Raw genomic sequence first — 24,742 nt, forward strand, 5'->3', positions numbered from 1 at the left:
GGCGATGTCGGCGGGAGGGCGGGCGGGAACGATGGCTGACGGCGCTGCCGGGCAACGGCTGGTCCTCTGGGACATCGACCACACGCTGCTCGACGGCGGCGGCGTGAGCCGCGAGGCCTACGCCGCCGCCTTCGCCCGGCTGGTCGGCCGGCCGATGCGCCGGCTGGCACCGATGGCCGGCCGCACCGATCTGCTGATCGCCCTGGAGACGCTGGAGCTCAACGGGGTCGAGCCCGGTGACGACCTGGTCGAGCGGTTCAACCTCGCGGTCGCCGACGAGATGGACGCCCGGGCCGACGCCCTACGGGCCCGCGGCACCGCCCTCGCCGGGGCCAAGGCCGCGATCGCCGCCCTCACCGCCACCGCGACCACCGCTGCCACCGCGACCACCGCCGCCACCGGAGCCGGCGTCGAGCCCGTCGTCCGGCAGACGGTGCTCACCGGCAACATGCGCCGCCTCGCCGAGCTGAAGCTCGCCGCCTTCGACCTCGCCGACGGTCTCGACCTCGCCGCCGGCGCCTACGGCGACGACGCCTACGACCGCGCCGACCTGCTGCCGGTGGCCCTCAAGCGCTCCGCCGACCGGTTCGGCCACCCGTTCACCGGCCGGGACGCGGTCATCGTCGGCGACACCCTGCTGGACGTGGCGACCGCGCGGTCCGGCGGCGCGGCGATGATCGCGGTGGCCACCGGCGCCACCCCCGCCGCCGACCTGGCCGCCGCCGGGGCCGACCTCGTGCTGCCGGACCTCGCCGACACCGCCGCCCTCGTCGACGCCGTATCCGCCCGCCTCGCCTGACGCCCCGTCAGCAGCCGCAACACAGCGGTAATCAGGGCGCCGCCGGCTGCCCGCCGCCGGCCATTAGGATTCGCATCCTTGATCGCTCTTGGAGGATGGATGCGAATTCGGTCGCGCCGAATAGCCGCGGGGGCCGCCGCCCTCGCCCTGCTCGCCGCCGTCGGGGACGCGGTGACCGCAGCGGGCGCCGCCCAGGCGGAACCGCGGACGGCCCCGGTGGGCATCGTCAGCGCGGACGGCGCCGAGCAGGCCGCCGTCCTGGCCCGGATCCATGTGACCGGCCACCACGACATCGCCGGCTACCGCTACTGGACCGGCACCGTGGACGGCCACCCGGTGGTCGACGTCGCGGCGGGGGAGAAGGACGAGAGCGCGGAGCTGGCCACCTGGCTGCTGGACGAGACCTTCCATCCCCGCGCGACCCTCTTCTCCGGCACCGCCGGCTCCCAGAACTCCCGGATCGACGTGGGCGATGTGACGCTGGCCGGCTACGTCGTGGACAAGTCCGACATCCACTACCAGTCCGGCGGCTACCAGACCGCCTACTCCGGCATCGAGATCCACCGCACCGCGGGCAGCGACACCGCGGGCGCCGTGGTCAACGGCTACGGCGAGCACTACCCGACGCCCGCGAACGCGGGCTCGTACCAGAGCACCACCGACAAGTCCTGGCTGTACGTCGCCGCCTTCGCGGGCAGCCGGGACGTGGTCCGGGCCGGCGCCCCGACGGCCCTCGGCAGCACCAGCAAGGCCGTCGCCACCGGCGACCCCTCCGCCACCGGGCAGGTCGCCAACAAGGTCGTGGTCGGCACCGTGGGCGACGCCAACGTCTGGACCGAGCCGCTGAGCTGGGTGGAGGCGCAGAACCTCCTCTACCAGAGCGACGCCGAGGAGAACGAGGGCACCGGCTTCGCCTACGCCAATGCCGCCGCCGGCGTGCCGTGGACCCTGGTCCGCGGCATCTCCGACACCCCCTGGTACCCGAAGGCCTTCAGCGAGTCCGCCGCGGTGGAGCACGCCGCCCGGGTCGTCGAGCGGATCGTGGACACCCTGCCGGCCGAGGTCTCCCGCACCCCGGTCACCGAGTCCGGGCTCTCCCCGCTGGCGAACGCCACCCGCGCCGGCTACCTGATCGCCGGCCAGGCCTACTTCTCCGTCTCGCCGGTCACCGAGGTCCGCTACCAGGACTCCGCGGGCGGCTCCCACACCCTCACCGGAGCGGCCCTCAAGCGCCTGGAGTCCGAGTACGCGCCGGGCTCCGGCGACCTGGGCTGAGCAGCGGGGGCCGGCAGGCGCGGAGGAGGCCCGCGGAGCGACTAGGCTCGTACCGCACCCATCCCGCGTCCCCCGGAGGCCTCCTGCCGTGAGCGAGGCGAAGAGCAGCGCCGAGCAGCCGTTCGCGCATCTCCACGTCCACACCGAGTACTCGATGCTGGACGGAGCCGCCAGGCTGAGCCAACTCTTCGCCGAGGCGGACCGGTTGGGCATGTCGCACGTCGCCATGACCGACCACGGCAACATGTTCGGCGCCGCCGAGTTCCACCGGCAGGCCGCCGCCGCCGGCATCACCCCGGTGATCGGCATCGAGGCGTACGTGGCCCCGGAGCACCGCGGCAACACCAAGCGGGTGCTCTGGGGCCAGCCGCACCAGAAGCGGGACGACGTCTCCGCCTCCGGCGCCTACACCCACAAGACCCTCTGGGCCCGCGACAAGCAGGGGCTGCACAACCTCTTCAAGCTCAGCTCCCGCTCCTACGCCGAGGGCTGGCTGGTGAAGTGGCCGCGGATGGACAGGGAGCTGATCGCCGAGCACGCGGCCGGGCTGATGGCCTCCACCGGCTGCCCCTCCGGCGAGGTGCAGACCCGGCTCCGCCTCGGCCAGTTCGACGAGGCGCTGCGCGCGGCCGGCGAGTACCAGGAGATCTTCGGCCGGGAGAACTACTTCCTGGAGCTGATGGACCACGGCCTGGAGATCGAGAAGCGGGTCCGGGACGGCCTGGTCGAGATCAGCCGCAGGCTCGGCATCCCGCCGGTGGTCACCAACGACTCGCACTACACCACCGAGGCCGACGCCGCCGCCCACGACCTCCTCCTCTGCATCCAGACCGGCAGGAACCTCAGCGACCCGGACCGCTTCCGCTTCGACGGCACCGGCTACTACCTGAAGTCCGCCGCCGAGATGTACGCCCTGGACTCCTCCGAGATCTGGCAGGAGGGCTGCCGCAACAGCCGGCTGCTGGTCGCCGAGCGGGTCGACACCTCGGGGATGTTCGAGTACCGCGACCTGATGCCGCGCTTCCCGGTGCCGCCGGAGTTCGCCTCGGAGGCCGAGTTCTTCCGCGCCGAGGTGGAGAAGGGCCTGGCCCGCCGCTTCCCGCAGGGCGTCGACGAGGCCCACCGCCGGCAGGCCGACTACGAGATGGACACCATCGTCCAGATGGGGTTCCCGGCCTACTTCCTGGTCGTCTCCGACTTCATCATGTGGGCCAAGGACAACGGCATCGCGGTCGGCCCCGGCCGCGGCTCCGCCGCCGGCTCCCTGGTGGCGTACGCCCTCGGCATCACCGACCTGGACCCCCTCCCGCACGGACTGATCTTCGAGCGCTTCCTCAACCCCGAGCGGGTCTCGATGCCCGACATCGACGTGGACTTCGACGAGCGCGGGCGGGCCGAGGTGATCCGCTACGTCACCGAGAAGTGGGGCGCCGACAAGGTCGCCCAGATCGTCACCTACGGCACCATCAAGGCCAAGGCCGCGATCAAGGACGCCTCCCGGGTCCTCGGCTACCCGTACGCGATGGGCGACCGGATCACCAAGGCGATGCCGCCGGACGTGATGGGCAAGGGCATCCCGCTCTCCGGCATCACCGACCGCGACCACCCCCGCTACGGCGAGGCCGGCGAGGTCCGCGGGCTGTACGAGAACGACCCGGACGTCCGCAAGGTCATCGACCACGCCCGCGGCATCGAGGGCCTGATCCGCCAGCCCGGCGTCCACGCGGCCGGTGTGATCATGTCCGCCGAGCCGCTCACCGACCACATCCCGGTCTGGACCCGGCACAGCGACGGCGCCGTCATCACCCAGTTCGACTACCCCACCTGCGAGGGGCTCGGACTGCTCAAGATGGACTTCCTGGGCCTGCGCAACCTCACCATCATGGAGGACGCGGTCCGGCTGGTCCGGAAGAACAAGGGCATCGACCTCAAGCTCCTCGACCTCCCCCTGGACGACCGGGCCACCTACCAACTCCTCTCCCGCGGCGACACCCTGGGCGTCTTCCAGCTGGACGGCGGCCCGATGCGGGCCCTCCTCCGCCTGATGAGGCCGGACACCTTCGAGGACATCTCCGCCGTCCTCGCCCTCTACCGCCCCGGCCCGATGGGCGTGAACTCGCACACCAACTACGCCCTCCGCAAGAACGGCCAGCAGGAGATCACCCCGATCCACCCCGAGGTGGCCGAGCCGCTGCGCGAAGTCCTGGAACCCACCTACGGCCTGATCGTCTATCAGGAGCAGGTGCAGAAGGCCGCCCAGATCCTGGCCGGCTACTCGCTCGGGCAGGCGGACCTCCTCCGCCGCGCGATGGGCAAGAAGAAGAAGGAGATCCTGGACGCCGAGTTCGTCCCGTTCCAGAAGGGCTGCCGGGAGCGCGGCTACTCGGACGAGGCGATCCAGGCGGTCTGGGACGTCCTGGTCCCGTTCTCCGGCTACGCCTTCAACAAGGCGCACACCGCGGGGTACGGCCTGGTCTCCTACTGGACGGCGTACCTCAAGGCCAACCATCCCGCCGAGTACATGGCCGCCCTCCTCACCTCGGTCCGGGACGACAAGGACAAGATGGCGCTCTACCTCAACGAGTGCCGCAAGATGGGCCTCCGGGTCCTCCCGCCCGACGTCAACGACTCGGACGCGGACTTCACCCCGCAGGGCGCGGAGGAGATCCGCTTCGGGTTGACGGCCGTCCGCAACGTCGGCGCCAACGTGGTCGACTCCATCGTCCGCTGCCGCCGCTCCAAGGGCCGCTACACCTCCTTCCCGGACTTCCTGGACAAGGTCGAGTCCGTCGTCTGCAACAAGCGCACCGTCGAGTCGCTGATCAAGTCCGGCGCCTTCGACTCCCTCGGCCACACCCGCAAGGGCCTGACCGCGGAGTTCGAGCCGATGGTGGACAACGTGGTCGGCCTCAAACGCAAGGAGGCCGAGGGCCAGTTCGACCTCTTCGGCGGCGACCCGGGCGAGGCCGCGGACGAGGCCGCCTTCGGCCTGGACGTCGTCTTCACCGACCAGGAGTGGGAGAAGGGCTACCTCCTCGCCCAGGAGCGCGAGATGCTCGGCCTCTACGTCTCCTCCCACCCCCTGCACGGGATCGAGCACGTCCTCGCCGACCGGGCGGACTGCGCCGTGGCCGAGCTGACCTCCGGCGACCGGCCGGACGGCACGGTGGTCACCATCGGCGGCATCATCTCCGGCCTCCAGCGCAAGATGACCAAGCAGGGCAACGCCTGGGCCATCGCCACCGTCGAGGACCTGGCCGGCTCGATCGACTGCATGTTCTTCCCGGCGACCTACCAGCTGGTCTCCACCCAGCTCCAGGAGGACGCGATCGTCTTCGTCAAGGGCCGCCTCGACAAGCGCGAGGACGTCCCCCGGCTGATGGCGATGGAGCTGGAGGTCCCCGACCTGTCCACCGCCGCGGCCGCGCAGCCGGTGGTGATCTCCGTCCAGGAGGCCAAGGTCACCCGCGACATGGTGGCCCGGCTCGGCGAGGTGCTGGGCTCCCACCGCGGCAGCACGGAGGTCCGGCTCCGGGTCGAGGACCCGGCCCGCACCACCGTCCTCCGCCTCGACCGGCACCGGGTCAAGCCCGCCCCTGAGCTCTTCGGCGACCTCAAGCAGCTGCTCGGCCCCGGCTGCGTGATCGCGGCGGCGCCGGAGGCCGAGCCGGCGTGATTCTCGTCGCATTCCGCCGGGGAACTTCCCCCTGAGCGCCTCTGACCTGCGTATCCTTCGGGACCTTGGTCCCGCGCCCCGGGCCGGAGGTCCCAGCGGCTGGTGTTCAATGGGGGCGCGGGAGGGGTCCGGCATTTCGGTTTGCGAGGAGGCGCGTCGTGCTCCATACCGCTCTCGTGGGGCTGCAGGTGGCAGCTCTGATCCTGGTCTCCCTGATGGCCCTGCTGTGGATCGTGCTGGGTCTGCGGCTGATCCTCCGCGAGACGCAGATAGTCCGGCGGTTCCTGACGGACGGTCAGCGCGGCATGGTCCAGCGGATGATGCACGACATGGAGACCGTCCGCCTCTCCGACGCGGAGGAGCAGGCGTTCGACGCCACCGTCTCCCAGTTCAAGGTCCGCCCCTCCGGTCTGCGCTTCCGGTAGCCGCGCCGGACGCGGCCCCTCAGCCGACGGTGACCTGGGCGTCCGTGGAGCGGGACGAGGCCGTGTAGGTGGAACCGGCGTAGAACCACGCGTAGCTGCCGGTGCCGGTGATCGTCACCGTGGCCGACATCGTCCCGTCCGGCTGGTTCCCCACCTTCGCCACCGTCTGGTAGGCGTCGCTTCCCCGGGGCTTGAACCTCAGCACCACCTGCTGGGCCCCCGCCGGCACCATCTGGTGGTGCGGCCAGTCCGCCTCGGTCAGCTGCCCGCCCACGCTGACCCGCTGACCCGCCTTCGCCTGCTGCGGCACCCCGTACACCACGGTCTCGGTGGACCGCCGGAGCAGGAAGTACCCGGCCTTGTCGTTGGCGTAGTGGTCCCCGTCGTTCGCGTTGGCCTGGGCCTGGATGTGCCACCAGCCGGCGTTGTCGTTCCACAGCGCCCGCTCGGTGCTGTCCGCCACGGCCGTTCCCCTGCACACCGAGGTGGTTTTGGAGACCGCCGTGCAGACCGCCTTGGAGGCCTTGATCAGCCCGTAGTTGCGCGACCACATGCCGACCGGCCCGACCGACCTGATCCCGGAGTCGTCCTCCGCGGTGATCGCCCAGTGCAGCGTGACCTTGGCGGCGGGACCCAGGGTGACCGGGGTCTCGTCCACCACCACATGAGTGATCTTCGTGTCGCCGACGGCCTGCTTGGTCTGGATCGAGGGCAGGGCGATCGCCGCCGCCGCGCCCACCGCGGACACCAGCAGAATCGCTGACCTTCTGCGCATACCTCTAGAACTCCGCCGGCACTGGGTTGGCTGGGGCAGGCGCCCCGGATGACCGGTCCATTGTGACCCGACCCCCGGGGGGGGACGCGCAGCACCCCCGTTCGGGTTCGATCCGACGCGGTGGGCTCCCAAGATCTCCCATGGTGGATACGCTGCGCCAAGAGGGGGTAAGGGGTCCGGAACACTTCGGAACACGCGACACACGCACACCCAGAAGACCGCACTGACAACTCGAGACACGGTAGGACGGGCTCCTCCGCGCCCGCCCGGCGCCCGCCGGAGCCGAGCCGACGGGCGGTACGCCGCGAGAGCAGAAGAAAGAGGTGCCGACGTGGATCGCTGCGTCGTCCTGGTGGACGCCGGATATCTGCTGGGCGCCGCGGCCAGCCTGCTCGCCGGGGAGTCCTCCCGGTCGCGGATCACCGTGGACCACACCGAGCTGATCAAGAACCTGCGGGAGCGCGCCGAGGCCGAGACCGGCCTGCCGCTGCTCCGCATCTACTGGTTCGACGCGGCCCCCGACCGCCGTCCGATGCCCGAGCACCGCCGGCTGCGGGTGACCCCCCGGGTCACCGTCCGGCTCGGCGCCCTGACCAGGGCCGACGGCCGCTGGGTGCAGAAGGGCGTGGACGCCGCCATGCACGCCGAGCTCTCCGAGCTGGCGCGCAACCGGGCCTGCGCGGACGTGGTGCTGGTCACCGGCGACGGCGACCTCCTACCCGGGATGATGTCCGCCAAGGAGCACGGGGTCGCCGTCCACCTGTGGGCGGTGCAGGCCGCCGACGGCGACTTCAACCAGTCCGAGGACCTGGTGGCGGAGGCCGACGAGCGCCGGGTCCTGGACCGGGACTGGATCACCCGGGCGGTGGAGGTGCGCGAGATCACCCCGCCCTGCCCGCCGCCGATGCCGCGCCCGGAGATCGCCAAGATCCTCTCCGCTCCGCATCCCAGCGCCTCGTCCGCGGTCCCGCCCCCGCCGGTCGAGCCGGGCGCGGGCGGCGCCGAGAACGGCACCCGCCCGGAGCCCGGTCCGGCCGGCCCGGCCGGTGCCGCCCGCCCCACCGGCGAGCCCGGCCCGGCCGGGGGCGGCCCGGAGGAGGACCCGGAGTGCGCGGCCAAGTCCGCCGCCCCCGGCGGCCGCTCGGTGCCCACCCCCAAGGAGATCGCGGCCGGCCTGGCCTCGGGCAAGGCCGGCGCCGCCACCAGTGCCGGCGCCGGTGCCCCCGGCGCGGGCGCGCCGCCCGGAGCGCCGGCCCCCTCGCTGCTCCGCTGGTCCTCCGACAAGGGCTGGATCGAGCGCTCCGGCGACTCCGCGGGTCCCGCCGAGCTGCTGCCGACGCTCGCCCAGCTGACCACCGCGGAGCAGCGCTGGGCGGACCGCGAGGAGGACATCACCGCGATCGGCGGTGACCCCCACGAGGTCGGGCAGGTCTTCGCCAAGCGCTGGAGCGACCGGCTGGGCGACCGGGAGCGGCTGCCGGTGCTGTGGGCCGAGTACCCGCGGGTGCCGCACCGCATCGACGGCGAGCTGCTGCGCTACGCGGCCCGCTTCGGCCTCCTCGCACACAAGGACGACCAGATCGACGAGCACGACCGCTACGCGATCCGGGCCGGCTTCTGGCGCGAGATCAGCGCCCGCGTCCCGGGCGCCTCCCTGGTCGACGACTGACCCCGCGCCGGGCGGCGTCGCGGGGCTCGGCGCCGGGCGGTGTCCCGGGCTCCGCGCCGGGACGGGACCGCCTGAGACCTCGGCCACCCCGCACGCCCGCTCACCGTTCGATCCCGGTACCCTCGCAAGGTGACGACCAGCACCACCCCCGCGGGCCAGCACGCGGGGTCCGTCGGACGTGCCGCCATCGCCGTCCGCGGACTGACCAGGCGTTACCGGGTGCGCAAGGCGGACCCGGTACTGGCCAACGACAGGATCGACCTGGACGTCGCCCGCGGTGAGATCTTCGGCCTCCTCGGGCCGAACGGCGCCGGCAAGTCCACCCTCGTCCGCCAGCTCACCGGCCTGCTGCGGCCGGACGAGGGGCGGATCGACGTGCTGGGCCACGACATCGTCCGGCACCCCGAGCGGGCCCCCCGCCTCCTCGCCTACCTCGGCCAGGACTCCACCGCCCTGGACGAGCTGACGGTGGCGCTGGCCGCCGAGACCAGCGGCCGGCTGCGCGGCCTGCCGCTGCGGGAGGCCCGCGCGGCCCGCGACGAGGTCCTCGCCGAGCTGGGCCTGGAGCCCCTCGCCGACCGGCCGCTGGCCAAGCTGTCCGGCGGCCAGCGGCGGCTGGCCTGCTTCGCGGCGGCGCTGGTCGGGGAGCGACCGCTGCTGGTCCTGGACGAGCCGACCACGGGGATGGACCCGGTGGCCCGGCGGGCCGTCTGGTCCGCGGTGGACCGCCGGCGCGCCGAGCGCGGCACGACCGTCCTCCTGGTCACCCACAACGTCATCGAGGCCGAGACCGTGCTGGACCGGGTCGCCGTCATCGACGAGGGCCGGGTGATCGCCTGCGACACGCCCGGCGGGCTCAAGTCGATGGTGGACGGAGCCGTACGCCTCGACCTGGTCTGGCGCGAGGCCGCGCCGACCGACCTGCCGCTGATCGCCGCCCTCGCCGAGCGCGCGGGCGCGGCCGGGCGGCGCTGGACGCTGCGCGCCGAGCCGGAGGAGGCACGCGAACTGGTCGCGGAGATCACCTCCGGGCCGGCCTTCACCGCGCTCGACGACTTCTCCCTCTCGACCCCCAGCCTGGAGGACGTCTACCTGGTCCTCGGCGGACGCCACGAAGGGTGGGCCAAGCAGTGACCCTGGCCGATACCAGCCGTCCGGCGGCGGTCGCCGGGGCTGTTCCCGCCGACGCCACCGCGGCCGAACTCGCCCCCGCGGCCCGGTTCCTCCCCTCCCTCGCGGCGGTCTACCGCTCCCAGCTGTCCCGGGCCAGGGTGGCCCGGATGCCGCTGATGTTCGTGGCCGCGTTCCAGTCCATCGGCATCATGATCATGATGCGCGGAGTGGTCTCCGCCGGGAACTCCGAGGCCTCGCGGGACGTCGTCGCCGGATCCGCCGTCCTGGTCCTCGCCTTCGTCGCCCTCAACCTCCTCGCGCAGTACTTCGGCAAGCTGCGGGCCGGGGGAGGGCTGGACTTCTACGCGACGCTGCCGGTGCCGCCGGCCGCGGTGGTGCTGGGCGCCGCGGGCGCGTACGCGTCGTTCACCGTGCCCGGCACGATCGCCACCGCGGCGGTCGGCTGCGGGCTGTACGGGCTGGCCTGGAGCCATCTGTGGATCCTGCTGGCGGTCATCCCGCTGGCCGGGGCGGCGCTGTCGGGTCTCGGCGCGATCTTCGGCCTGCTGGCGCCCAAGCCCGAACTGGCGACGCTGCTCGGGCAGTTGGGGATGTCCGCGGCGCTTCTGCTGGGCGTACTGCCGGCCAGCCACTTCCCGCCGGTGATCGCCTGGGCCCGCGACCTCCTCCCCTCCACCTACGGCGTGGAGGCCTTCGCCCGCACCTTCACCAGCCACCCCGACTGGCCCGCCGTCCTCCTCGACCTGGCCGTCTGCGCGGCGGTCGGCGCGGTCACCCTGACCCTCTCCACCCTGGCCTACCGCCGAGCGGCGCGGGAGCGCTAGAGCACGGCGCGCCGGCCCCGGAGACAGCGTCGTGTTCCCGCGGCTCCCCAAGGCCCCGCGGGCGCCGCCGGGGCGGAAAACCCGGCGCACAGCGGCGCATGCAAGGATGGCCCGGTGAGCAGCGCACCGGACCCCCGCCCCGCGAACGCCGAAGAAGAGTCGCAGCCCCAGGCGCCCACGCCGCCCGCGCAGGAACCCCCCGCCGCGACCGCGAGCCCCCGCCGCCGCGACCTCCGGGCGCTCCTCCCGGACCTCCGCCTCGCCGCCGCGATCGTCCTCGGCTGCGCCCTGCTCGGCCTCGCCCTCGGCGCCGTCTGGTGCGCCATCGCCCCCCGGGTGGCCCTCTACGCCGACACCTCCGCCGTCTATCTGAAGTTCCCGGAGGGCGAGGAGTCGGCCGCCACCGACGGCTGGTTCGCCGTCCTCGGCGCCATCGCCGGCCTGCTGACCGGCGCCCTCGCCTACTGGCTGACCCGCCGGCGGGACGGCGGCGCCGCGGTGCCGGTGGCCCTGGTGATCGGCGGCCTGGTCGGCGGGATCGTGGCCTGGCGGCTCGGCGTGGCGCTCGGCCCCGAGCAGAACATCGTGGCGCACGCCAAGTCGGTCCCGGTCGGCCACGTCTTCGACGCGCCGCTCGCGCTCAACGCCAAGGCGGCGCTGCTCACCTGGCCCTTCGTGGCCTGCCTCGCGGTCCTGCTGGCGACCCTCGCCTTCACCCCGCGCGAGCCGGACGCCGCACCGCAGCCCGACTGGACGGCCGCGCAGCAGTCCCAGGCCCAGCCCCGGCCCCAGGCGCCCGAGCAGGCCGAGCAGGCCCAGCAGGCCCAGGAGCCCCAGCAGACCCAGGAGCCCGAGCAGCCCCGCCGACCCGAGTGATCAGCTTTCGAACGCGCTGAGCCCGCACCGGTGGGCGAAGACCACCAGCTGCGCCCGGTCGTGCGCGCCGACCTTCAGCATCGCCCGGTTCGCATGCGTCTTGACCGTCGCCGGGCTCAGCACCAGCCGCGTTGCGATCTCGTCGTTCGACAAGCCGGTCGCGACCAGTGCGGTGATCTCCCGCTCCCGCTCGGTGAGCGACTCCAGGCCCCGCCGCGCCGCCTCGTCCATCGGCCGCGGCGCCTCCGGCGCGGCCAGGAAGCGGCTGATCAGCGTGCGGGTGGCGACCGGCGAGAGCAGCGCGTCGCCCCGGCTGACCGTGCGGACCGCGGCCAGCAGCTCCTCCGCGTCGGCGGTCTTCCCGAGGAAGCCGCTCGCCCCCGCCCGCAGCGCCTCGAAGACGTACTCGTCGATCTCGAAGGTGGTCAGGATGAGGACCCGCACCCCGGCCAGGTCCTCGTCCCCGGTGATCAGGCGGGTCGCGGCCAGCCCGTCCAGGACCGGCATCCGGATGTCCATCAGCACCAGGTCGGCCCGCGCGGACCTGGCCAGCCGGACCGCCTCCCGCCCGTCGCCGGCCTCGCCCACCACCTCCAGATCGGGCGCGGCCTGGATCAGGGCCTTGAAACCGGTGCGCACCAGCGGCTGGTCGTCGGCGATCACCACGCGGATGGTCATGGCAGGCGCTCCGGGGCGAGGGGGAGACGAAGGGGCTGGCAGGGCAGGTCGGCGGTGACCCGGAAGGTGCCGTCGGGGCGGGGGCCGGCGTCGAAGGCGCCGCCGATGGCGAGGACCCGCTCCCGCATCCCCACGATCCCGTGCCCCCCGCCGGCCTCCTCGCGGCCCTCCCGGACGGCACCCGCCACGCCGTCCCCGAGGTCCTCGACGGTGATCCGCAGCCGCTGCCCCGCATACCCGAGGGAGAGCCGGGCCCGCCGCTGCCGGGAGTGCTTGCGGACGTTGGTCAGCGACTCCTGGACCACCCGGTACGCCGTGAGGTCGGCGGCCGGCGCCAGCGCCGCCGGCTCCCCGTCCACCCGCTGCTCCACCTTGAGGCCGGACGCGCGCAGCGAGGCCAGCAGGTCCGGCAGGCCGTCCAGGCCGGAGGCCGGGGTCGCGGTCGGCGCGACCGGGTCGCCCGGCTGCCTCAGCAGCCCGACGGTGTCCCGGAGTTCGCCCATCGCCCTGCGGGTGGCGGACTTGACGTGGGCCAGCGCCTCCTCGGCCGCCGCCAGGTGGCCGGCACCCACCGCCCGTCCGGCACCTTCCACCGCCTGTCCGGCACTGTCCACCGCCTGTCCGGCGACGTTTGCCTGCACGCTGATCAGGGCCAGCTGGTGGCCCACGCAGTCGTGGAGGTCGCGGGCGATCCGCAGGCGCTCCTCGGCCACCCGGCGCCGGGCGTCCTCCTCGCGCTCCGACTCGGCCCGCTCGGCCCGCCGCTCGACCTCGGCGAGGTAGGCGCGGCGGTTGCGGGAGGAGTCGCCGGCGGCGATCGCCAGCCCGCCGAGTGCGATGAACGCCAGGTTCTCCGGCCCGAGCATGGCCGGGCGGTGGACCGCGTGCGCCAGCGCGAGCAGCAGCACCGCGCCCCCGCCCACCAGCAGCCCGCGCCGCCGCTCGACCTGGTCGGCGACGGTGTAGAGGGCGATCAGCGGGGCCAGCAGGACCAGCACCCCGCGACTGCCGCCGACCGCGGCCAGGAAGAGCTCCGCGGCCGCCCCGCTGGCCACCAGCACCGGCAGCGGCCACCGCCGCCGTACGGCCAGTGCGCCGCAGCCGAGCAGCGCCGCGGCGATCGCCGCGGAGCCGCCGCCGGCCTTCGGCAGCGTGTGCCCGTGCCCGCCGAAGGCGGTGATCGCCGTGGCGGCCAGGACCGCGGCGGCGATCGCCGCGTCCGCCAGATGCGCGTGCCGGCGCACGGCTCCGCGGAGGTGGGCGATCGGGTTCATGGATTCACGATAAGCGGGCCCCGGGCGCCCGCCGTCCGCCTTGGGCAGCAGCCTCGACTACCGCGTTCGCGGTATGCCGCCGCCGTCCCACCGCCCCCGCGGTACGCGGGATTGCCGTGGCCGGGCGACGACACCGGGCGGGCCCGGCGGCGAGGGTGGCAGCGCACTCAGCGACACCGCTCTTCAGGAGGGGAGCCCATGACCGCCACGACCGCGAGCGGCGGCATCACCGTGGACGGACTCACCAAGCGCTACGGCGCGGTGACCGCCGTCGACCGGTTGTCCTTCCGGGCCGAGCCCGGACTGGTGACCGGATTCCTCGGCCCGAACGGGGCCGGCAAGACCACCACCCTGCGGATGCTCCTCGGCCTGGTCCGCCCGACCGCCGGCAGCGCCCTGATCGGCTCCCGCCGGTACGCCGAACTCCCGGAGTCCAGGCGGGAGGTGGGGGCGGTACTCGAGGCGACCGGCTTCCACCCGGGCCGCCGCGGCCGGGACCATCTGCGGATCCTGGCCCGGGCCGGGGGCGTCCCGCCGGCCCGGGTGGACGAGGTGCTGGAGCGGGTCGGCCTCTCGGACGCCGGCGACCGCCGGGTCGGCGGCTACTCGCTCGGCATGCGCCAGCGCCTCGGCCTGGCCTCGGCGCTGCTCGGCGACCCGGCGGTGCTGGTGCTGGACGAGCCGGCCAACGGGCTGGACCCGGCCGGCATGGCCGAGCTGCGCGAACTGCTGCGCGGGCTGGCGGCCGAGGGCCGCACGGTGCTGATGTCCAGCCATGTGCTCAGCGAGGTGGCGCAGACAGTGGACCGGGTGGTCATCGTCGCCGGCGGTACGCTGCGCCACCAGGGCCCGCTGGCCGAACTCACCGCGGGCGGGGGCGAGTCCCTGGAGGCCGCCTTCCTCCGCCTGACCGGTGGCCCCGGCCGGGCCGGCGACCCCGCCGACCTCGCCGACCCCGCGGACCCCGCCGCGAGCGCCCGTACCCCCCGACCCGCCGACTCCGAGGACCTGCTCCGATGAACGTACTGATCCGCATCGAGCTGCTGAAGCTGCGCACCGTGCGCAGCCCCTGGCTGCTGGTCTCCGCCGCCCCGCTGCTGGTGGTCGCCGGGATCAGCGGGCTGGTGATGTCGGACAAGAAGCCGCTCGGCCCGGCCGAGCAGAGCGGCGCCCTGGCCCATGTCGGTCTGGCCGCGCTCTTCATGCTGCTCTTCGGCATCCTGGCGGTGGCCGGCGAGTACCGGCACCGGACGATCACCGACACCTGTCTGAGCACCCCCGCCCGCGGCCGGGTGGTCACCGCCAAGATCGCCCTGTGCGCGGTGCTCGGAGCCCTCTCGGGGGTGCTCTCCGGCCTGGTCGGGGTGGCCGTGGCGGCCGCCTGGTGGGCCGACAAGGGGGCCTCCTTCGCCTGGGGCGACTCCGGGATGTGGACCACCGTGGGCGGCGGGATCGCCGAGAACGCGGCCTTCGCCGCCATCGGGGTGGGCGTCGGCGCGCTGATCCGCAGCCTGGTCGGGGCGATCGCCGTCGCCCTCGCCTGGATCGCACTGGTCGAGGGCATCGTCGGGCAGCTCGTCGGCGGCCTCGCCCGCTGGCTGCCGTTCAACGCGGGCCGGGCGCTCGGCGCCGGTGCCAAGGCGCTGGCGGCCGGCACCCAGCTGCTTCCGCGTTGGGGCGGCGGGGTGGTGCTCGCCGGGTACACGCTGTTGTTCGCGGCGGCAGCGATCGCCGTCTCCGTCCGGCGCGACGTCAGCTGACACCGGCCCGGAAGCCGAGAGAGGAAGCCCGAGATGGACCAGACGGACCAGACGGACCACCAGGAGTCGCAGCCCATGGGCCACCCGCCCGGGCAGCGGCCCGACGACCTCTACGCCGCCGCCCCGCCGCCCTGGGACATCGGCCGCCCGCAGCCGGCCTTCCTGGCGCTTGCCGAGGGCGGCGCCCTGCGCGGCCGGGTGCTGGACGCCGGCTGCGGCACCGGGGAGCACGCCCTGATGGCGGCCGCCCTCGGCCACCCGGCGACCGGATTCGACCTGGCCGGCAACGCCCTGGAGACCGCCCGCCGCAAGGCCGGGGAACGCGGCCTGGACGCCCGCTTCCTCCGCCAGGACGCCCTGCGCCTCGCCGAGAAGGGCGAGTTGGCCGGGTCGGGGGAGTACTTCGACACCGTCCTCGACTGCGGCCTGCTGCACACCTTCTCCGCCGCCGACCGCGCGGTCTACCTGTCCGGTCTGCGCACCCTGATGCCCGCCGGGGCCCGCTGCCTGATCCTCGCCTTCAGCGACCGCCAGCCCGGTGATTTCGGCCGCCCGCACAAGTTCGCCCGCGCCGAGCTGGAGGAGGCCTTCTCCGCGGAGGCGGGCTGGCGCCTGGACTCCCTGGAGCCGTCCACCATCGACGTCACCATCGACCCGGGCGCCGTCAGCGCCTGGCTCGTCCAGGCCACCCGGCTGTGATCCCGGAACGAGAGCCCACTGCTGAGAGGAACCCCTCATGCCGAGCGCCCAGGCCCGGGTGGCGACCACCAGGGCCGACCGCTATCTGCGCCAACTCTGCGAGCACGCGGGCCGGATGGGCCACCCGAGCGGCCACCTCGGCGCGCTGCTCGGCCACGCCTCCGGCGAGGCCCATCGCACGCCGGGCCGGCTTCGCGGCGCCGCCATGCCGAAGGTCCTGCGGGCCGAGTCCCCGGCCGCCGGGGCGGACGACACGCCCGAGGGCCTGATCGAGTTCGACTCCGGCCGCTGCCGGCTGCGCGCCGAGCCCGATCTCCTGCTGCTCACCGTGGACGCCGGGGACGCCTCGCAGCTGGCCCGGATCACCGACGCGCTGGCCGCCCGTCTGGAGCGGATCGGCCGCCGTGCCGGCCTGGCCGTCACCTGGCGATCGGTGCCGTCGTCGCCGACGTCAGCTTGACCAGGTCGGTGGGGGCGAGTTCGACGTCGAGGCCGCGGCGGCCGCCGGAGACGAAGACGGTCTCCGCTGCCAGCGCGGACGCGTCCACCACGGTCCGCAGCGGGCGCCGCTGGCCCAGCGGTGAGATCCCGCCGCGGACGTAGCCGCTGCTGCGCTCCGCGGCGGCCGGGTCGGCCATCGCCGCCCGCTTGCCGCCGACCGCGGCGGCCAGCGCCTTCAGGTCCAGCGAGCCGCTGACCGGGACCACCCCGACCACCAGCTCCCCGTCGACCTCCGCGACCAGGGTCTTGAACACCCGCTCTGCGGCCACCCCGAGCGCCCGCGCGGCCTCCTCGCCGTAGGAGGGGGCGGCCGGATCTTGCTCGTACGGGTGGACCTGGAACTCCACCCCGGCCGCGGCCAGCGCGACGGTCGCCGGGGTGCCCTGGCCGCCGCCTCTGTTCTTCGTCTTCTTCGCCATCGCCTCTGTCGTTCGTCCTTCGTCGGGCCGGCGGCCCGCCCGTCGGTTCGGGCTGATCGCCCGTGGGTTCGGGCCGGTCGCCCGTCAGTTCGGGCTGAATGCCCGCCTGGTGAGGTCGACCGCGGGCAGCGAGGGCAGCCAGCCCAGTACCGCCGTCTCCCTGCGGAGCAGCTCCAGCTCCTGCGACAGCCGCTCGGCGCTCCCCGCCGCCGCCAGCAGCCGCTGCTTCACCGGCACCTCCAGCACCGAGGCCGCCGCCACCAGATAGGAGAGGACGGTCGGGTCGTCCGGCAGCTCCTGGGACTCGGCGAGGCTCGCCTCCCGCGCCCCGGCCAGCCGCTTCTGGTACTCCCGGAAGGCCCGCAGCACCGCGCCGACCAGCGCCTGCGGCACACCGGAGCCGTCCGCCGGCTCCTCCCAGGGCTTGCCCTCCTCCCGGACCTCCGGATCCTCCGGGATCGGCTCCGTCTCGGCCACCAGGTAGTCGCCGGTGGTGTCGATCGACAGCACCCGGAACCGGGTGGTCCCGCTGGCCAGCAGCTCGTAGCCGCCGTCCGGCTGCGGGCGGACGGTCGCCACCTCGGCCACGCAGCCGACGGTGTGGAAGGCCTGCGCCGGATCCTGCCCGAAGCCGGCCATCGGTCCGGAGGAGGAGCCGTCGGGTACGCCGGGGCCGGTGGGGGCGACCTCGCGCCCGTCCCTGATCGCCACCACGCCGAACCTGTGGGGCTCGGGTCCGGCCTCCAGGTCGGCGACCAGACGCCGATAGCGCTCCTCGAAGACGTGCAGCGGGAGCAGCAGGCCCGGGAAGAGCACCGAGCCGAGGGGGAAGAGCGGCAGCCGTTCGGTCACGGCCGCAAGCGTACGGCGCCCGGTCCCCGCTGGTCCCGCAGGTTGCGCAGAGGGGTCCGCCGGACGGAACACGACTGCCCGTACCGGGGGACGCTCGCGGCAGCTCCCCGGTACGGGCTCGCGCACCACCCTGGCAGCGCCCGACACGGAGGGCCAGCGGCGGGCGACCGAACGTGTCCGCCTGGTGGGCGGGCGTCAAACGGCGCCCGCGCCTTCTCTACACTGGCAGGGTGATCTCCCGAATCGACCTGCGCGGCTCCACCGACGACCCGCGCGCCCTGCTGCCCCGTGCCGAGCTCGACGTCGAGGCCGCCCTGGAGAAGGTGCGCCCGATCTGCGAGGACGTGCACCATCGCGGGGTCGAGGCGCTGATCGAGATCACCGAGCGCTTCGACGGTGTGAGACTCACCACGACCCGGGTCCCGGTCGAGGAGCTGCACAAGGCCCTGGCCGAGCTGGACCCGAAGGTCCGGGCGGCGCTGGAGGTCTCCATCGAGCGCGCCCGCAAGGTCCACCGCGAGCAGCGCCGCACCGACCACACCACCCAGGTGGTGCCGGGCGGCACGGTGACCGAGCGCTGGGTCCCGGTCGAGCGGGTCGGCCTCTACGTCCCCGGCGGGCGCGCGGTCTACCCGTCCTCCGTGGTGATGAACGTGGTCCCGGCCCAGGAGGCCGGCGTCGAGTCCCTCGCCGTCACCTCGCCCCCGCAGCCGGACTTCGACGGTCTGCCGCACCCGACGATCCTCGCCGCCTGCGCCCTCCTGGGCGTGGACGAGGTGTACGCGGTCGGCGGGGCCCAGGCGGTGGCCATGTTCGCCTACGGCACCGAGGAGTGCCGTCCGGTCAACCTGGTCACCGGACCCGGCAACATCTGGGTGGCCGCGGCCAAGCGGCTGCTCAAGGGGCGGATCGGGATCGACGCCGAGGCCGGCCCGACCGAGATCGCCATCCTGGCGGACTCCACCGCCGACCCCCGCCATGTCGCGGCGGACATGATCAGCCAGGCCGAGCACGACCCGCTGGCCGCCGCCGTCCTGGTCACCGACTCCCTCGCACTCGCCGACGCGGTGGAGAAGGAGCTGGAGCCGCAGGTCCGGGCGACCAAGCACAGCGAGCGGATCGCCACCGCGCTGGACGGCCGGCAGTCCGGCATCGTCCTGGTCGACGACATCGACCAGGGCCTGAAGGTGGTGGACGCCTACGCCGCCGAGCACCTGGAGATCCAGACCGCCGACGCCCACGCGGTCGCCGCCCGGGTGCGGAACGCCGGCGCGATCTTCATCGGCGCCTGGGCCCCGGTCTCGCTGGGCGACTACGCGGCCGGCTCCAACCACGTGCTGCCGACCGGCGGTTGCGCCTGCCACTCCTCCGGCCTGTCCGTGCAGTCCTTCCTCCGCGGGATCCACGTGGTGGACTACTCCCGCGAGGCGCTGGCCGAGGTGGCCGGGCATGTCGTCAACCTGGCCAACGCCGAGGACCTCCCCGGGCACGGGGACGCCATCCGCGCCCGCTTCGAATGGGAGGTTCCCGGACAGTGACCGACAGGACCACGACGATCGACGACCTGCCGATCCGGGACGAGCTGCGCGGCAAGTCCCCTTACGGCGCCCCGCAGTTGGACGTCCCCGTCCGGCTGAACACCAACGAGAACCCGTACCCGCTGCCCGAGCCGCTGGTGGCGCGGATCGCCGAGCGGGTCGCCGAGGCGGCCCGCGAGCTCAACCGCTACCCGGACCGGGACGCCGTCGAGCTGCGCACCGCGCTGGCCGCGTACCTGACCCGGACCACGGACTTCCCGGTCCGGCTGGAGAACGTCTGGGCGGCCAACGGCTCCAACGAGGTCATCCAGCAGCTGCTGCAGACCTTCGGCGGTCCTGGCCGCTCGGCCATGGGCTACGCCCCCACCTACCAGATGCACGACCTCATCTCGCGCGGCACCGGCACCCGCTGGCTGCCGGGGCCGCGCCGGGACGACTTCACCATCGACCTGGACGAGGCCCGCCGCTCGATCGAGACCGAGCGGCCCGACGTCCTCTTCCTCTGCTCGCCGAACAACCCCACCGGGACGGCCCTCGACCCGGAGACCGTCCTCGCGCTGCACGACGCCGCTCAGGCGGTCAAGCCGACCATGGTGATCGTCGACGAGGCCTACGGGGAGTTCTCCCACCACCGCTCGCTGGTGCCGCTGATCGAGGGCCGGCCGCATCTGGTGGTCACCCGCACCATGTCCAAGGCCTTCGGCGCGGCCGGCCTGCGCCTCGGCTATCTGGCCGCCGACCCGGCGGTGGTGGACGCGGTGCAGCTGGTCCGGCTGCCGTACCACCTCTCCTCGGTGAACCAGGCGACCGCGCTGGCCGCCCTGGAGTTCACCGACACCCTGCTCGGCTACGTCGAGCAGCTGAAGGGCGAGCGCGACCGGGTGGTCGCGGAGCTGCGCTCGCTCGGCCTTGCCGTCACCGAGTCGGACGCCAACTTCGTCCAGTTCGGCGTCTTCGCCGACGCGCAGGCCGCCTGGCAGGCGCTGCTGGACCGCGGGGTGCTGGTCCGCAACCTCGGTGTGGCCGGCAGGCTGCGGGTCAGCACCGGGACCCCCGAGGAGAACGACGCCTTCCTGGACGCCCTCCGCAGCGTCCTCAAGGAGCCCGAAGGAGCAGTGAGTTGACCCGCACCATGCTTAACCGAGTGGGCAAGGTGGAGCGCACCACCAAGGAGACCTCGGTCTCGGTCGAGATCGACCTCGACGGCACCGGCCAGGTCAACGTCCACACCGGCGTCGGCTTCTACGACCACATGCTCGACCAGCTCGGCCGGCACGGGCTCTTCGACCTCACCGTGAAGACCGACGGCGACCTCCACATCGACACCCACCACACCATCGAGGACACCGCCCTCGCCCTCGGCGCCGCCTTCCGGCAGGCGCTCGGCGACAAGAAGGGCATCTACCGCTTCGGCGACTGCACCGTCCCGCTGGACGAGTCGCTCGCCCAGGTCACCGTCGACCTCTCCGGCCGGCCGTACCTGGTGCACACCGAGCCGGAGAACATGGCCCCGATGATCGGGACCTACGACACCACGATGACCCGGCACATCCTGGAGTCCTTCGTGGCGCAGGCGCAGATCGCCCTCCACGTCCACGTCCCGTACGGGCGCAACGCCCACCACATCGTCGAGTGCCAGTTCAAGGCGCTCGCCCGGGCGCTGCGGTACGCGTCGGAACGCGACCCGCGCGCCGAAGGCCTCATCCCCTCCACCAAGGGCGCCCTGTGAAACTGTCCACCGCCACCATCGCGCTGATCTTCGTCGGACTCTTCCTCGCCGGCGGGGTCTTCTCCTTCATCAAGCAGAAGCAGTCCAAGGGCCTGATCGCCCTGCTGGCCATCGGCTCAGGCCTCTGCCTGATCTCCGGCATCCTGCGGCTCTGACCGCAGCGACCCTCTGAAAGGCCGTCAACCATGGCTAAGCGCGTGGTCGTCCTCGACTACGGCTCGGGCAACGTGCGCTCCGCGCAGCGGGCGCTGGAGCGCGTCGGCGCGGAGGCCGAGGTGACCTCCGACTTCCAGGCCGGGCTGGACGCCGACGGGCTGCTGGTCCCCGGCGTGGGCGCGTTCGCCGCCTGCATGGCCGGACTGCGGTCGGTCAAGGGCGACCGGCTGATCGGCCGCCGGCTGGCCGGCGGCCGCCCGGTCCTCGGCATCTGCGTCGGGATGCAGATCCTCTTCGCCCGCGGCGTCGAGCACGGGGTGGAGTCCGAGGGCTGCGACGAGTGGCCCGGCACGGTCGAGCACCTGGAGGCGCCGGTCGTCCCGCACATGGGCTGGAACACCGTCCAGGCCCCGGAGGAGAGCAGGCTCTTCGCCGGCCTGGACGCCGACACCCGCTTCTACTTCGTCCACTCCTACGGGGTGCGGAAGTGGGAGCTGGAGCCGGCCGCCCACCTCAGGCCGCCGCTGGTGAGCTGGACCGAGCACGGCACCCCGTTCGTCTCCGCGGTCGAGAACGGGCCGCTCTCCGCGACCCAGTTCCACCCGGAGAAGTCCGGCGACGCCGGAGCGGAGCTGCTCCGCAACTGGCTGAACACCTTCTGAGGCCCCGTCCACCGACGCCCCGTCCACCGACGTCCCGTCCACCGACGCCCCGTCGAACCACCGGAGAACCCACCCCCATGAGCAAGCTGATCCTGCTGCCCGCCGTCGACGTCCGGGACGGCCAGGCCGTCCGCCTGGTCAAGGGCGCCTCCGGCTCGGAGACCTCGTACGGCGACCCGCTGGCCGCCGCGCTGGACTGGCAGTCGCAGGGCGCCGAGTGGGTCCATCTGGTCGACCTGGACGCGGCCTTCGGCACCGGCAGCAACTACGAGCTGCTCAAGGAGGTCACCGGCCGTCTCGACGTCAGGGTCGAGCTCTCCGGCGGCATCCGCGACGACGAGTCGCTGAACCGCGCGCTGGCCACCGGCTGCGCCCGGGTCAACCTCGGCACCGCCGCCCTTGAGGCCCCGGAGTGGGTGGCCAAGGCCATCGCCGAGCACGGCGACCGGATCGCGGTCGGCCTCGACGTGGTCGGCACCACCCTCCGCGGGCGCGGCTGGACCAGCGAGGGCGGCGACCTCTTCGAGGCCCTGGCGCGGCTGGACCGCGAGGGCTGCGCCCGCTACGTCGTCACCGACGTGGACAAGGACGGCATGCTCTCCGGCCCCAACCTCGACCTCTACCGGCGGGTGTGCTCGGCCACCGACCGCCCGGTGGTGGCCTCCGGCGGCGTCTCCTCCCTGGACGACCTGCGTGCGCTGCACGGCCTGGTCCCGGAGGGTGTGGAGGGCTCCATCGTGGGCAAGGCCTTGTACGCGCAGGCGTTCACCCTCACCGAGGCACTGGAGGCGGTCTCATGACGGATGCCCGACCGGGAGTCGAAGGACCGCGGGGACGGCGGGTGGCCGGCTTCTCCCCCTGGGAGGACGAGTTCGGCTACTCCCGGGCCGTCGTGGCCGGGCCCTTCGCCCTGGTCTCCGGCTGCACCGCGTGGGACGACGGGCGGGTGCAGCACGAGGGCGACCCGTACGAGCAGACCCGCTCCGCCTTCGGGGTGGCCTTCCAGGCCCTGGCCAAGCTGGGCCTGGAGCCCCGGCATGTGGTCCGCACCCGGATGTTCATCACCCACGCCCGCGACGCCGACGACGTCGGGCGGGCGCACAAGGAACTCTTCGACGGCGTCCGGCCGGCCGCCACCATGGTCGTCGTCAACGGACTGATCGACTCCCGGATGGTGGTCGAGGTGGAGGTCGACGCCTACCACCCCGGCCTGACCCCCGGTCAGTGACATCAGGTGACAACTGGTGACAACAGGAGCACAACGCAGATGAGCCTCGCCGTACGCGTCATCCCGTGCCTGGACGTCGACGCCGGGCGCGTCGTCAAGGGCGTCAACTTCCAGAACCTGCGGGACGCCGGCGACCCGGTCGAGATGGCCAAGGTGTACGACGCCGAGGGCGCCGACGAGCTGGTCTTCCTGGACATCACCGCCTCTTCCGGCGACCGGGAGACCACCTACGACGTGGTCCGGCGCACCGCCGAGCAGGTCTTCATCCCGCTCACCGTCGGCGGGGGAGTGCGCTCCGTGGACGACGTGGACAAGCTGCTGCGGGCCGGCGCGGACAAGGTCGGCGTGAACACCGCGGCGATCGCCCGGCCCGAGCTGGTCCGGGAGATCGCCGAGCGGTTCGGCAACCAGGTGCTGGTCCTCTCGGTCGACGCCCGCCGGGCCCCCGAGGGGACGGAGACCCCGTCCGGCTACGAGGTCACCACCCACGGCGGTCGCCGCGGTACCGGCCTGGACGCCGTCGAATGGGCGGTCAGGGCCGCCGAGCTGGGCGCCGGCGAGATCCTCCTCAACTCGATGGACGCGGACGGCACCAAGGACGGCTACGACATCGAGATGATCCGCGCGGTGCGCGAGCGGGTGCACATCCCGGTGATCGCCTCCGGCGGCGCCGGCCGGCTGGCCGACTTCCCGCCGGCCATCGAGGCCGGTGCGGACGCGGTGCTGGCCGCCAGCGTCTTCCACTTCGGCGACCTCCGCGTCGGCGCGGTCAAGAAGGAACTCGCCGACGCCGGCTACCCCGTCCGCTGAAGCGGCGCCCCGAGCGCAGCGCCGCAGGCGCAAGTAAGGGGCGCGGGGAACTGCGCGCCCAGGCGTCTACGGCGCCGCGCTCGGCAACGGAGACCGGGTTGCAACTCGGACTCCGATGCCCTGATTCGCCCTTCGGGCGGCAAGCTCCGGCTACGCCGAGCCGTTCAGATAGGCCAGCACCGCCAGCACCCGCCGGTTGGTGTCGTCCGACGCGCCGATCCCCAGCTTGCCGAAGATGCTCGCGGAGTGCTTGCCCACCGCGCTCTCGCTGACGAACAGCCGCCCCGCGATCGCCGCGTTCGAGCAGCCCTCCGCCATCAGCCCCAGCACCTCCCGCTCGCGCGGGGTGAGCGTCGCCAGCGGGTCGTCCCGGCGCCGTCCGCCCAGCAGCTTGGCGACGACCTCCGGATCCATCGCCGTCCCGCCCTCGGCCACCCGCCGCACCGCCGCCACGAACTCCTCGACGCCGACCACCCGGTCCTTGAGGAGATAGCCGATCCCGCCCGCGCCGTCCGCCAGCAGCTCGCGCGCGTACAACTGCTCCACGTGCTGGGAGAGCACCAGCACCGGCAGCCCCGGCCGCGCCCGCCGCGCCTCCAGGGCCGCCTGCAGGCCCTCGTCGGTGAAGGTGGGCGGCAGCCGGACGTCCACCACGGCCACGTCCAGCTCCTCCTCGGCCAGCGCCCGCCGCAGCTCGGGCCCGCTGGTCACCGCGGCGGCGACGGTGAAGCCGTGCGCGGTCAGGAGGTTGACGAGCCCTTCCCGGAGGAGGAAGAGGTCCTCGGCGATGACAACACGCAAGGCAGCTCCATCGACACCAGGGTCGGCCCGCCGGCCGGGCTCTCGACCGTGAGACTACCGTCGAAGGCCGCGAGCCGGCGGCGCACACCGCGCAGCCCGCTGCCCCCGCCCCCCGCACGGGGCCGTCGACCTCCTGGGCGCCGCCGAGGCCGTCGTCCCAGACCGTGCAGCGCAGCCGCCCG

The 24,742-nt window shown here is 73.7% G+C and carries 26 protein-coding genes; 20 read left to right on the plus strand and 6 right to left on the minus strand.

Features of this window, described 5'->3' with window-relative positions:
* Positions 1-31 precede the first annotated feature (31 nt).
* From BS73_RS28840 to BS73_RS28855, 4 genes are all read left to right on the plus strand, one after another.
* Positions 32-799, plus strand: a complete 768-nt coding sequence (locus tag BS73_RS28840; protein WP_037577370.1) for an HAD family hydrolase — start codon at positions 32-34, stop codon at positions 797-799.
* A gap of 99 nt (positions 800-898) precedes the next feature.
* Positions 899-2,074: a 5'-methylthioadenosine/S-adenosylhomocysteine nucleosidase family protein gene (locus tag BS73_RS28845; RefSeq protein ID WP_051941018.1), complete on the plus strand. Its 1,176-nt coding sequence runs from the start codon at positions 899-901 to the stop codon at positions 2,072-2,074.
* A gap of 88 nt (positions 2,075-2,162) precedes the next feature.
* Positions 2,163-5,750, plus strand: a complete 3,588-nt coding sequence (dnaE, locus tag BS73_RS28850) for a DNA polymerase III subunit alpha (protein ID WP_037577373.1) — start codon at positions 2,163-2,165, stop codon at positions 5,748-5,750.
* Positions 5,751-5,908: 158 nt separating this feature from the next.
* Positions 5,909-6,175, plus strand: a complete 267-nt coding sequence (locus tag BS73_RS28855; protein ID WP_152617762.1) for a hypothetical protein — start codon at positions 5,909-5,911, stop codon at positions 6,173-6,175.
* A gap of 19 nt (positions 6,176-6,194) precedes the next feature.
* On the opposite strand, the gene BS73_RS28860 is transcribed toward BS73_RS28855, so the two are convergent.
* Positions 6,195-6,950 carry a hypothetical protein gene (locus BS73_RS28860; protein ID WP_152617763.1) on the minus strand — a complete coding sequence of 252 codons (756 nt, stop codon included), beginning with the start codon at positions 6,948-6,950 and terminating at the stop codon, positions 6,195-6,197.
* A 331-nt stretch (positions 6,951-7,281) separates the two neighbouring features.
* Between BS73_RS28860 and BS73_RS28865 the strand changes: the two genes are divergently transcribed.
* The 4 genes from BS73_RS28865 to BS73_RS28880 all read left to right on the plus strand — a co-directional run bounded on the left by BS73_RS28865 (position 7,282) and on the right by BS73_RS28880 (position 11,453).
* Positions 7,282-8,619 (plus strand): NYN domain-containing protein, encoded by a 1,338-nt coding sequence (locus BS73_RS28865; RefSeq protein WP_051941022.1) that lies wholly within the window; start codon positions 7,282-7,284, stop codon positions 8,617-8,619.
* Positions 8,620-8,748: 129 nt separating this feature from the next.
* Positions 8,749-9,753 (plus strand): ABC transporter ATP-binding protein, encoded by a 1,005-nt coding sequence (locus BS73_RS28870; RefSeq protein ID WP_084704425.1) that lies wholly within the window; start codon positions 8,749-8,751, stop codon positions 9,751-9,753.
* Positions 9,754-9,755: 2 nt separating this feature from the next.
* Complete coding sequence (locus BS73_RS28875) at positions 9,756-10,577, plus strand: ABC transporter permease (RefSeq protein WP_051941586.1); 822 nt, start codon at positions 9,756-9,758, stop codon at positions 10,575-10,577.
* Between the two features lie 114 nt (positions 10,578-10,691).
* Positions 10,692-11,453 carry a GlsB/YeaQ/YmgE family stress response membrane protein gene (locus tag BS73_RS28880; RefSeq protein WP_063837086.1) on the plus strand — a complete coding sequence of 254 codons (762 nt, stop codon included), beginning with the start codon at positions 10,692-10,694 and terminating at the stop codon, positions 11,451-11,453.
* Here BS73_RS28880 and BS73_RS28885 read toward each other — a convergent pair whose 3' ends face one another.
* On the minus strand, positions 11,454-12,131 hold the full coding sequence (locus tag BS73_RS28885) for a response regulator transcription factor (protein ID WP_037577384.1): 678 nt from the start codon (positions 12,129-12,131) through the stop codon (positions 11,454-11,456). It abuts the gene before it with no gap.
* Positions 12,128-13,405, minus strand: coding sequence for a sensor histidine kinase (locus BS73_RS28890; protein WP_051941025.1), 1,278 nt, complete (start codon positions 13,403-13,405; stop codon positions 12,128-12,130). The genes BS73_RS28885 and BS73_RS28890 overlap by 4 nt, the downstream gene beginning before the upstream one ends.
* A 198-nt stretch (positions 13,406-13,603) precedes the next feature.
* Between BS73_RS28890 and BS73_RS28895 the strand changes: the two genes are divergently transcribed.
* From BS73_RS28895 to BS73_RS28910, 4 genes are read left to right on the plus strand one after another with little or no spacing between them, the layout of a single operon-like run.
* On the plus strand, positions 13,604-14,425 hold the full coding sequence (locus BS73_RS28895) for an ABC transporter ATP-binding protein (protein WP_084704426.1): 822 nt from the start codon (positions 13,604-13,606) through the stop codon (positions 14,423-14,425).
* Positions 14,422-15,165 (plus strand): ABC transporter permease subunit, encoded by a 744-nt coding sequence (locus tag BS73_RS28900; protein WP_051941028.1) that lies wholly within the window; start codon positions 14,422-14,424, stop codon positions 15,163-15,165. Before BS73_RS28895 ends, BS73_RS28900 begins: the two co-directional genes overlap by 4 nt.
* 33 nt (positions 15,166-15,198) lie before the next feature.
* On the plus strand, positions 15,199-15,864 hold the full coding sequence (locus BS73_RS28905; protein WP_235215573.1) for a class I SAM-dependent methyltransferase: 666 nt from the start codon (positions 15,199-15,201) through the stop codon (positions 15,862-15,864).
* A 37-nt stretch (positions 15,865-15,901) separates the two neighbouring features.
* Positions 15,902-16,324 (plus strand): DUF2218 domain-containing protein, encoded by a 423-nt coding sequence (locus BS73_RS28910; protein WP_037577387.1) that lies wholly within the window; start codon positions 15,902-15,904, stop codon positions 16,322-16,324.
* Here BS73_RS28910 and ybaK read toward each other — a convergent pair.
* A complete protein-coding gene (ybaK, locus tag BS73_RS28915) occupies positions 16,284-16,784 on the minus strand; it encodes a Cys-tRNA(Pro) deacylase (RefSeq protein WP_037577390.1) in 501 nt (166 codons plus the stop codon). The genes BS73_RS28910 and ybaK overlap by 41 nt on opposite strands.
* A gap of 84 nt (positions 16,785-16,868) precedes the next feature.
* The gene (locus BS73_RS28920; RefSeq protein WP_037577393.1) at positions 16,869-17,636 is read right to left on the minus strand and encodes an LON peptidase substrate-binding domain-containing protein; all 768 of its coding nucleotides are present in this window, start codon (positions 17,634-17,636) and stop codon (positions 16,869-16,871) included.
* A 230-nt stretch (positions 17,637-17,866) separates the two neighbouring features.
* On the opposite strand from BS73_RS28920, the gene hisD reads away from it, so the two are divergent.
* The 8 genes from hisD to hisF all read left to right on the plus strand — a co-directional run bounded on the left by hisD (position 17,867) and on the right by hisF (position 23,759).
* Complete coding sequence (gene hisD / locus BS73_RS28925) at positions 17,867-19,174, plus strand: histidinol dehydrogenase (protein WP_037581586.1); 1,308 nt, start codon at positions 17,867-17,869, stop codon at positions 19,172-19,174.
* A complete protein-coding gene (locus BS73_RS28930; RefSeq protein WP_037577396.1) occupies positions 19,171-20,298 on the plus strand; it encodes a histidinol-phosphate transaminase in 1,128 nt (375 codons plus the stop codon). Before hisD ends, BS73_RS28930 begins: the two co-directional genes overlap by 4 nt.
* Positions 20,299-20,306: 8 nt before the next feature.
* A complete protein-coding gene (gene hisB, locus BS73_RS28935; RefSeq protein WP_037581589.1) occupies positions 20,307-20,903 on the plus strand; it encodes an imidazoleglycerol-phosphate dehydratase HisB in 597 nt (198 codons plus the stop codon).
* Positions 20,900-21,058 carry a hypothetical protein gene (locus BS73_RS38940; protein ID WP_200886854.1) on the plus strand — a complete coding sequence of 53 codons (159 nt, stop codon included), beginning with the start codon at positions 20,900-20,902 and terminating at the stop codon, positions 21,056-21,058. Before hisB ends, BS73_RS38940 begins: the two co-directional genes overlap by 4 nt.
* A gap of 30 nt (positions 21,059-21,088) precedes the next feature.
* Complete coding sequence (gene hisH / locus BS73_RS28945; RefSeq protein WP_037577398.1) at positions 21,089-21,721, plus strand: imidazole glycerol phosphate synthase subunit HisH; 633 nt, start codon at positions 21,089-21,091, stop codon at positions 21,719-21,721.
* Positions 21,722-21,798: 77 nt separating this feature from the next.
* The gene (gene priA / locus BS73_RS28950) at positions 21,799-22,521 is read left to right on the plus strand and encodes a bifunctional 1-(5-phosphoribosyl)-5-((5-phosphoribosylamino)methylideneamino)imidazole-4-carboxamide isomerase/phosphoribosylanthranilate isomerase PriA (RefSeq protein ID WP_037577401.1); all 723 of its coding nucleotides are present in this window, start codon (positions 21,799-21,801) and stop codon (positions 22,519-22,521) included.
* Positions 22,518-22,949: a RidA family protein gene (locus BS73_RS28955; RefSeq protein ID WP_051941030.1), complete on the plus strand. Its 432-nt coding sequence runs from the start codon at positions 22,518-22,520 to the stop codon at positions 22,947-22,949. Before priA ends, BS73_RS28955 begins: the two co-directional genes overlap by 4 nt.
* 39 nt (positions 22,950-22,988) lie before the next feature.
* Complete coding sequence (gene hisF, locus BS73_RS28960; protein WP_037577407.1) at positions 22,989-23,759, plus strand: imidazole glycerol phosphate synthase subunit HisF; 771 nt, start codon at positions 22,989-22,991, stop codon at positions 23,757-23,759.
* Positions 23,760-23,909: 150 nt separating this feature from the next.
* Here the strand turns inward: hisF and BS73_RS28965 are convergent, their stop codons facing one another.
* On the minus strand, positions 23,910-24,560 hold the full coding sequence (locus tag BS73_RS28965) for a response regulator transcription factor (protein WP_037577410.1): 651 nt from the start codon (positions 24,558-24,560) through the stop codon (positions 23,910-23,912).
* Positions 24,561-24,742: the final 182 nt, after the last annotated feature.

Origin of the sequence: Phaeacidiphilus oryzae TH49 (assembly GCF_000744815.1) — a bacterium.
In the GTDB taxonomy this organism is placed as follows: Bacteria; Actinomycetota; Actinomycetes; order Streptomycetales; family Streptomycetaceae; genus Phaeacidiphilus; species Phaeacidiphilus oryzae.

Bases quoted from the DNA above. Each gene is read 5' to 3' on its own strand.
- BS73_RS28860 (WP_152617763.1), bottom strand. From the start codon at position 6,950: ATGCGCAGAAGGTCAGCGATTCTGCTGGTGTCCGCGGTGGGCGCGGCG.
- BS73_RS28890 (WP_051941025.1), bottom strand. From the start codon at position 13,405: ATGAACCCGATCGCCCACCTCCGCGGAGCCGTGCGCCGGCACGCGCAT.
- BS73_RS28905 (WP_235215573.1), top strand. From the start codon at position 15,199: ATGGACCAGACGGACCAGACGGACCACCAGGAGTCGCAGCCCATGGGC.
- ybaK (WP_037577390.1), bottom strand. From the start codon at position 16,784: ATGGCGAAGAAGACGAAGAACAGAGGCGGCGGCCAGGGCACCCCGGCG.
- priA (WP_037577401.1), top strand. From the start codon at position 21,799: ATGAGCAAGCTGATCCTGCTGCCCGCCGTCGACGTCCGGGACGGCCAG.
- hisF (WP_037577407.1), top strand. From the start codon at position 22,989: ATGAGCCTCGCCGTACGCGTCATCCCGTGCCTGGACGTCGACGCCGGG.
- hisB (WP_037581589.1), top strand. From the start codon at position 20,307: ATGCTTAACCGAGTGGGCAAGGTGGAGCGCACCACCAAGGAGACCTCG.
- BS73_RS28910 (WP_037577387.1), top strand. From the start codon at position 15,902: ATGCCGAGCGCCCAGGCCCGGGTGGCGACCACCAGGGCCGACCGCTAT.
- BS73_RS28955 (WP_051941030.1), top strand. From the start codon at position 22,518: ATGACGGATGCCCGACCGGGAGTCGAAGGACCGCGGGGACGGCGGGTG.
- BS73_RS28885 (WP_037577384.1), bottom strand. From the start codon at position 12,131: ATGACCATCCGCGTGGTGATCGCCGACGACCAGCCGCTGGTGCGCACC.
- BS73_RS28895 (WP_084704426.1), top strand. From the start codon at position 13,604: ATGACCGCCACGACCGCGAGCGGCGGCATCACCGTGGACGGACTCACC.
- hisH (WP_037577398.1), top strand. From the start codon at position 21,089: ATGGCTAAGCGCGTGGTCGTCCTCGACTACGGCTCGGGCAACGTGCGC.
- BS73_RS28900 (WP_051941028.1), top strand. From the start codon at position 14,422: ATGAACGTACTGATCCGCATCGAGCTGCTGAAGCTGCGCACCGTGCGC.
- BS73_RS28840 (WP_037577370.1), top strand. From the start codon at position 32: ATGGCTGACGGCGCTGCCGGGCAACGGCTGGTCCTCTGGGACATCGAC.
- BS73_RS28845 (WP_051941018.1), top strand. From the start codon at position 899: ATGCGAATTCGGTCGCGCCGAATAGCCGCGGGGGCCGCCGCCCTCGCC.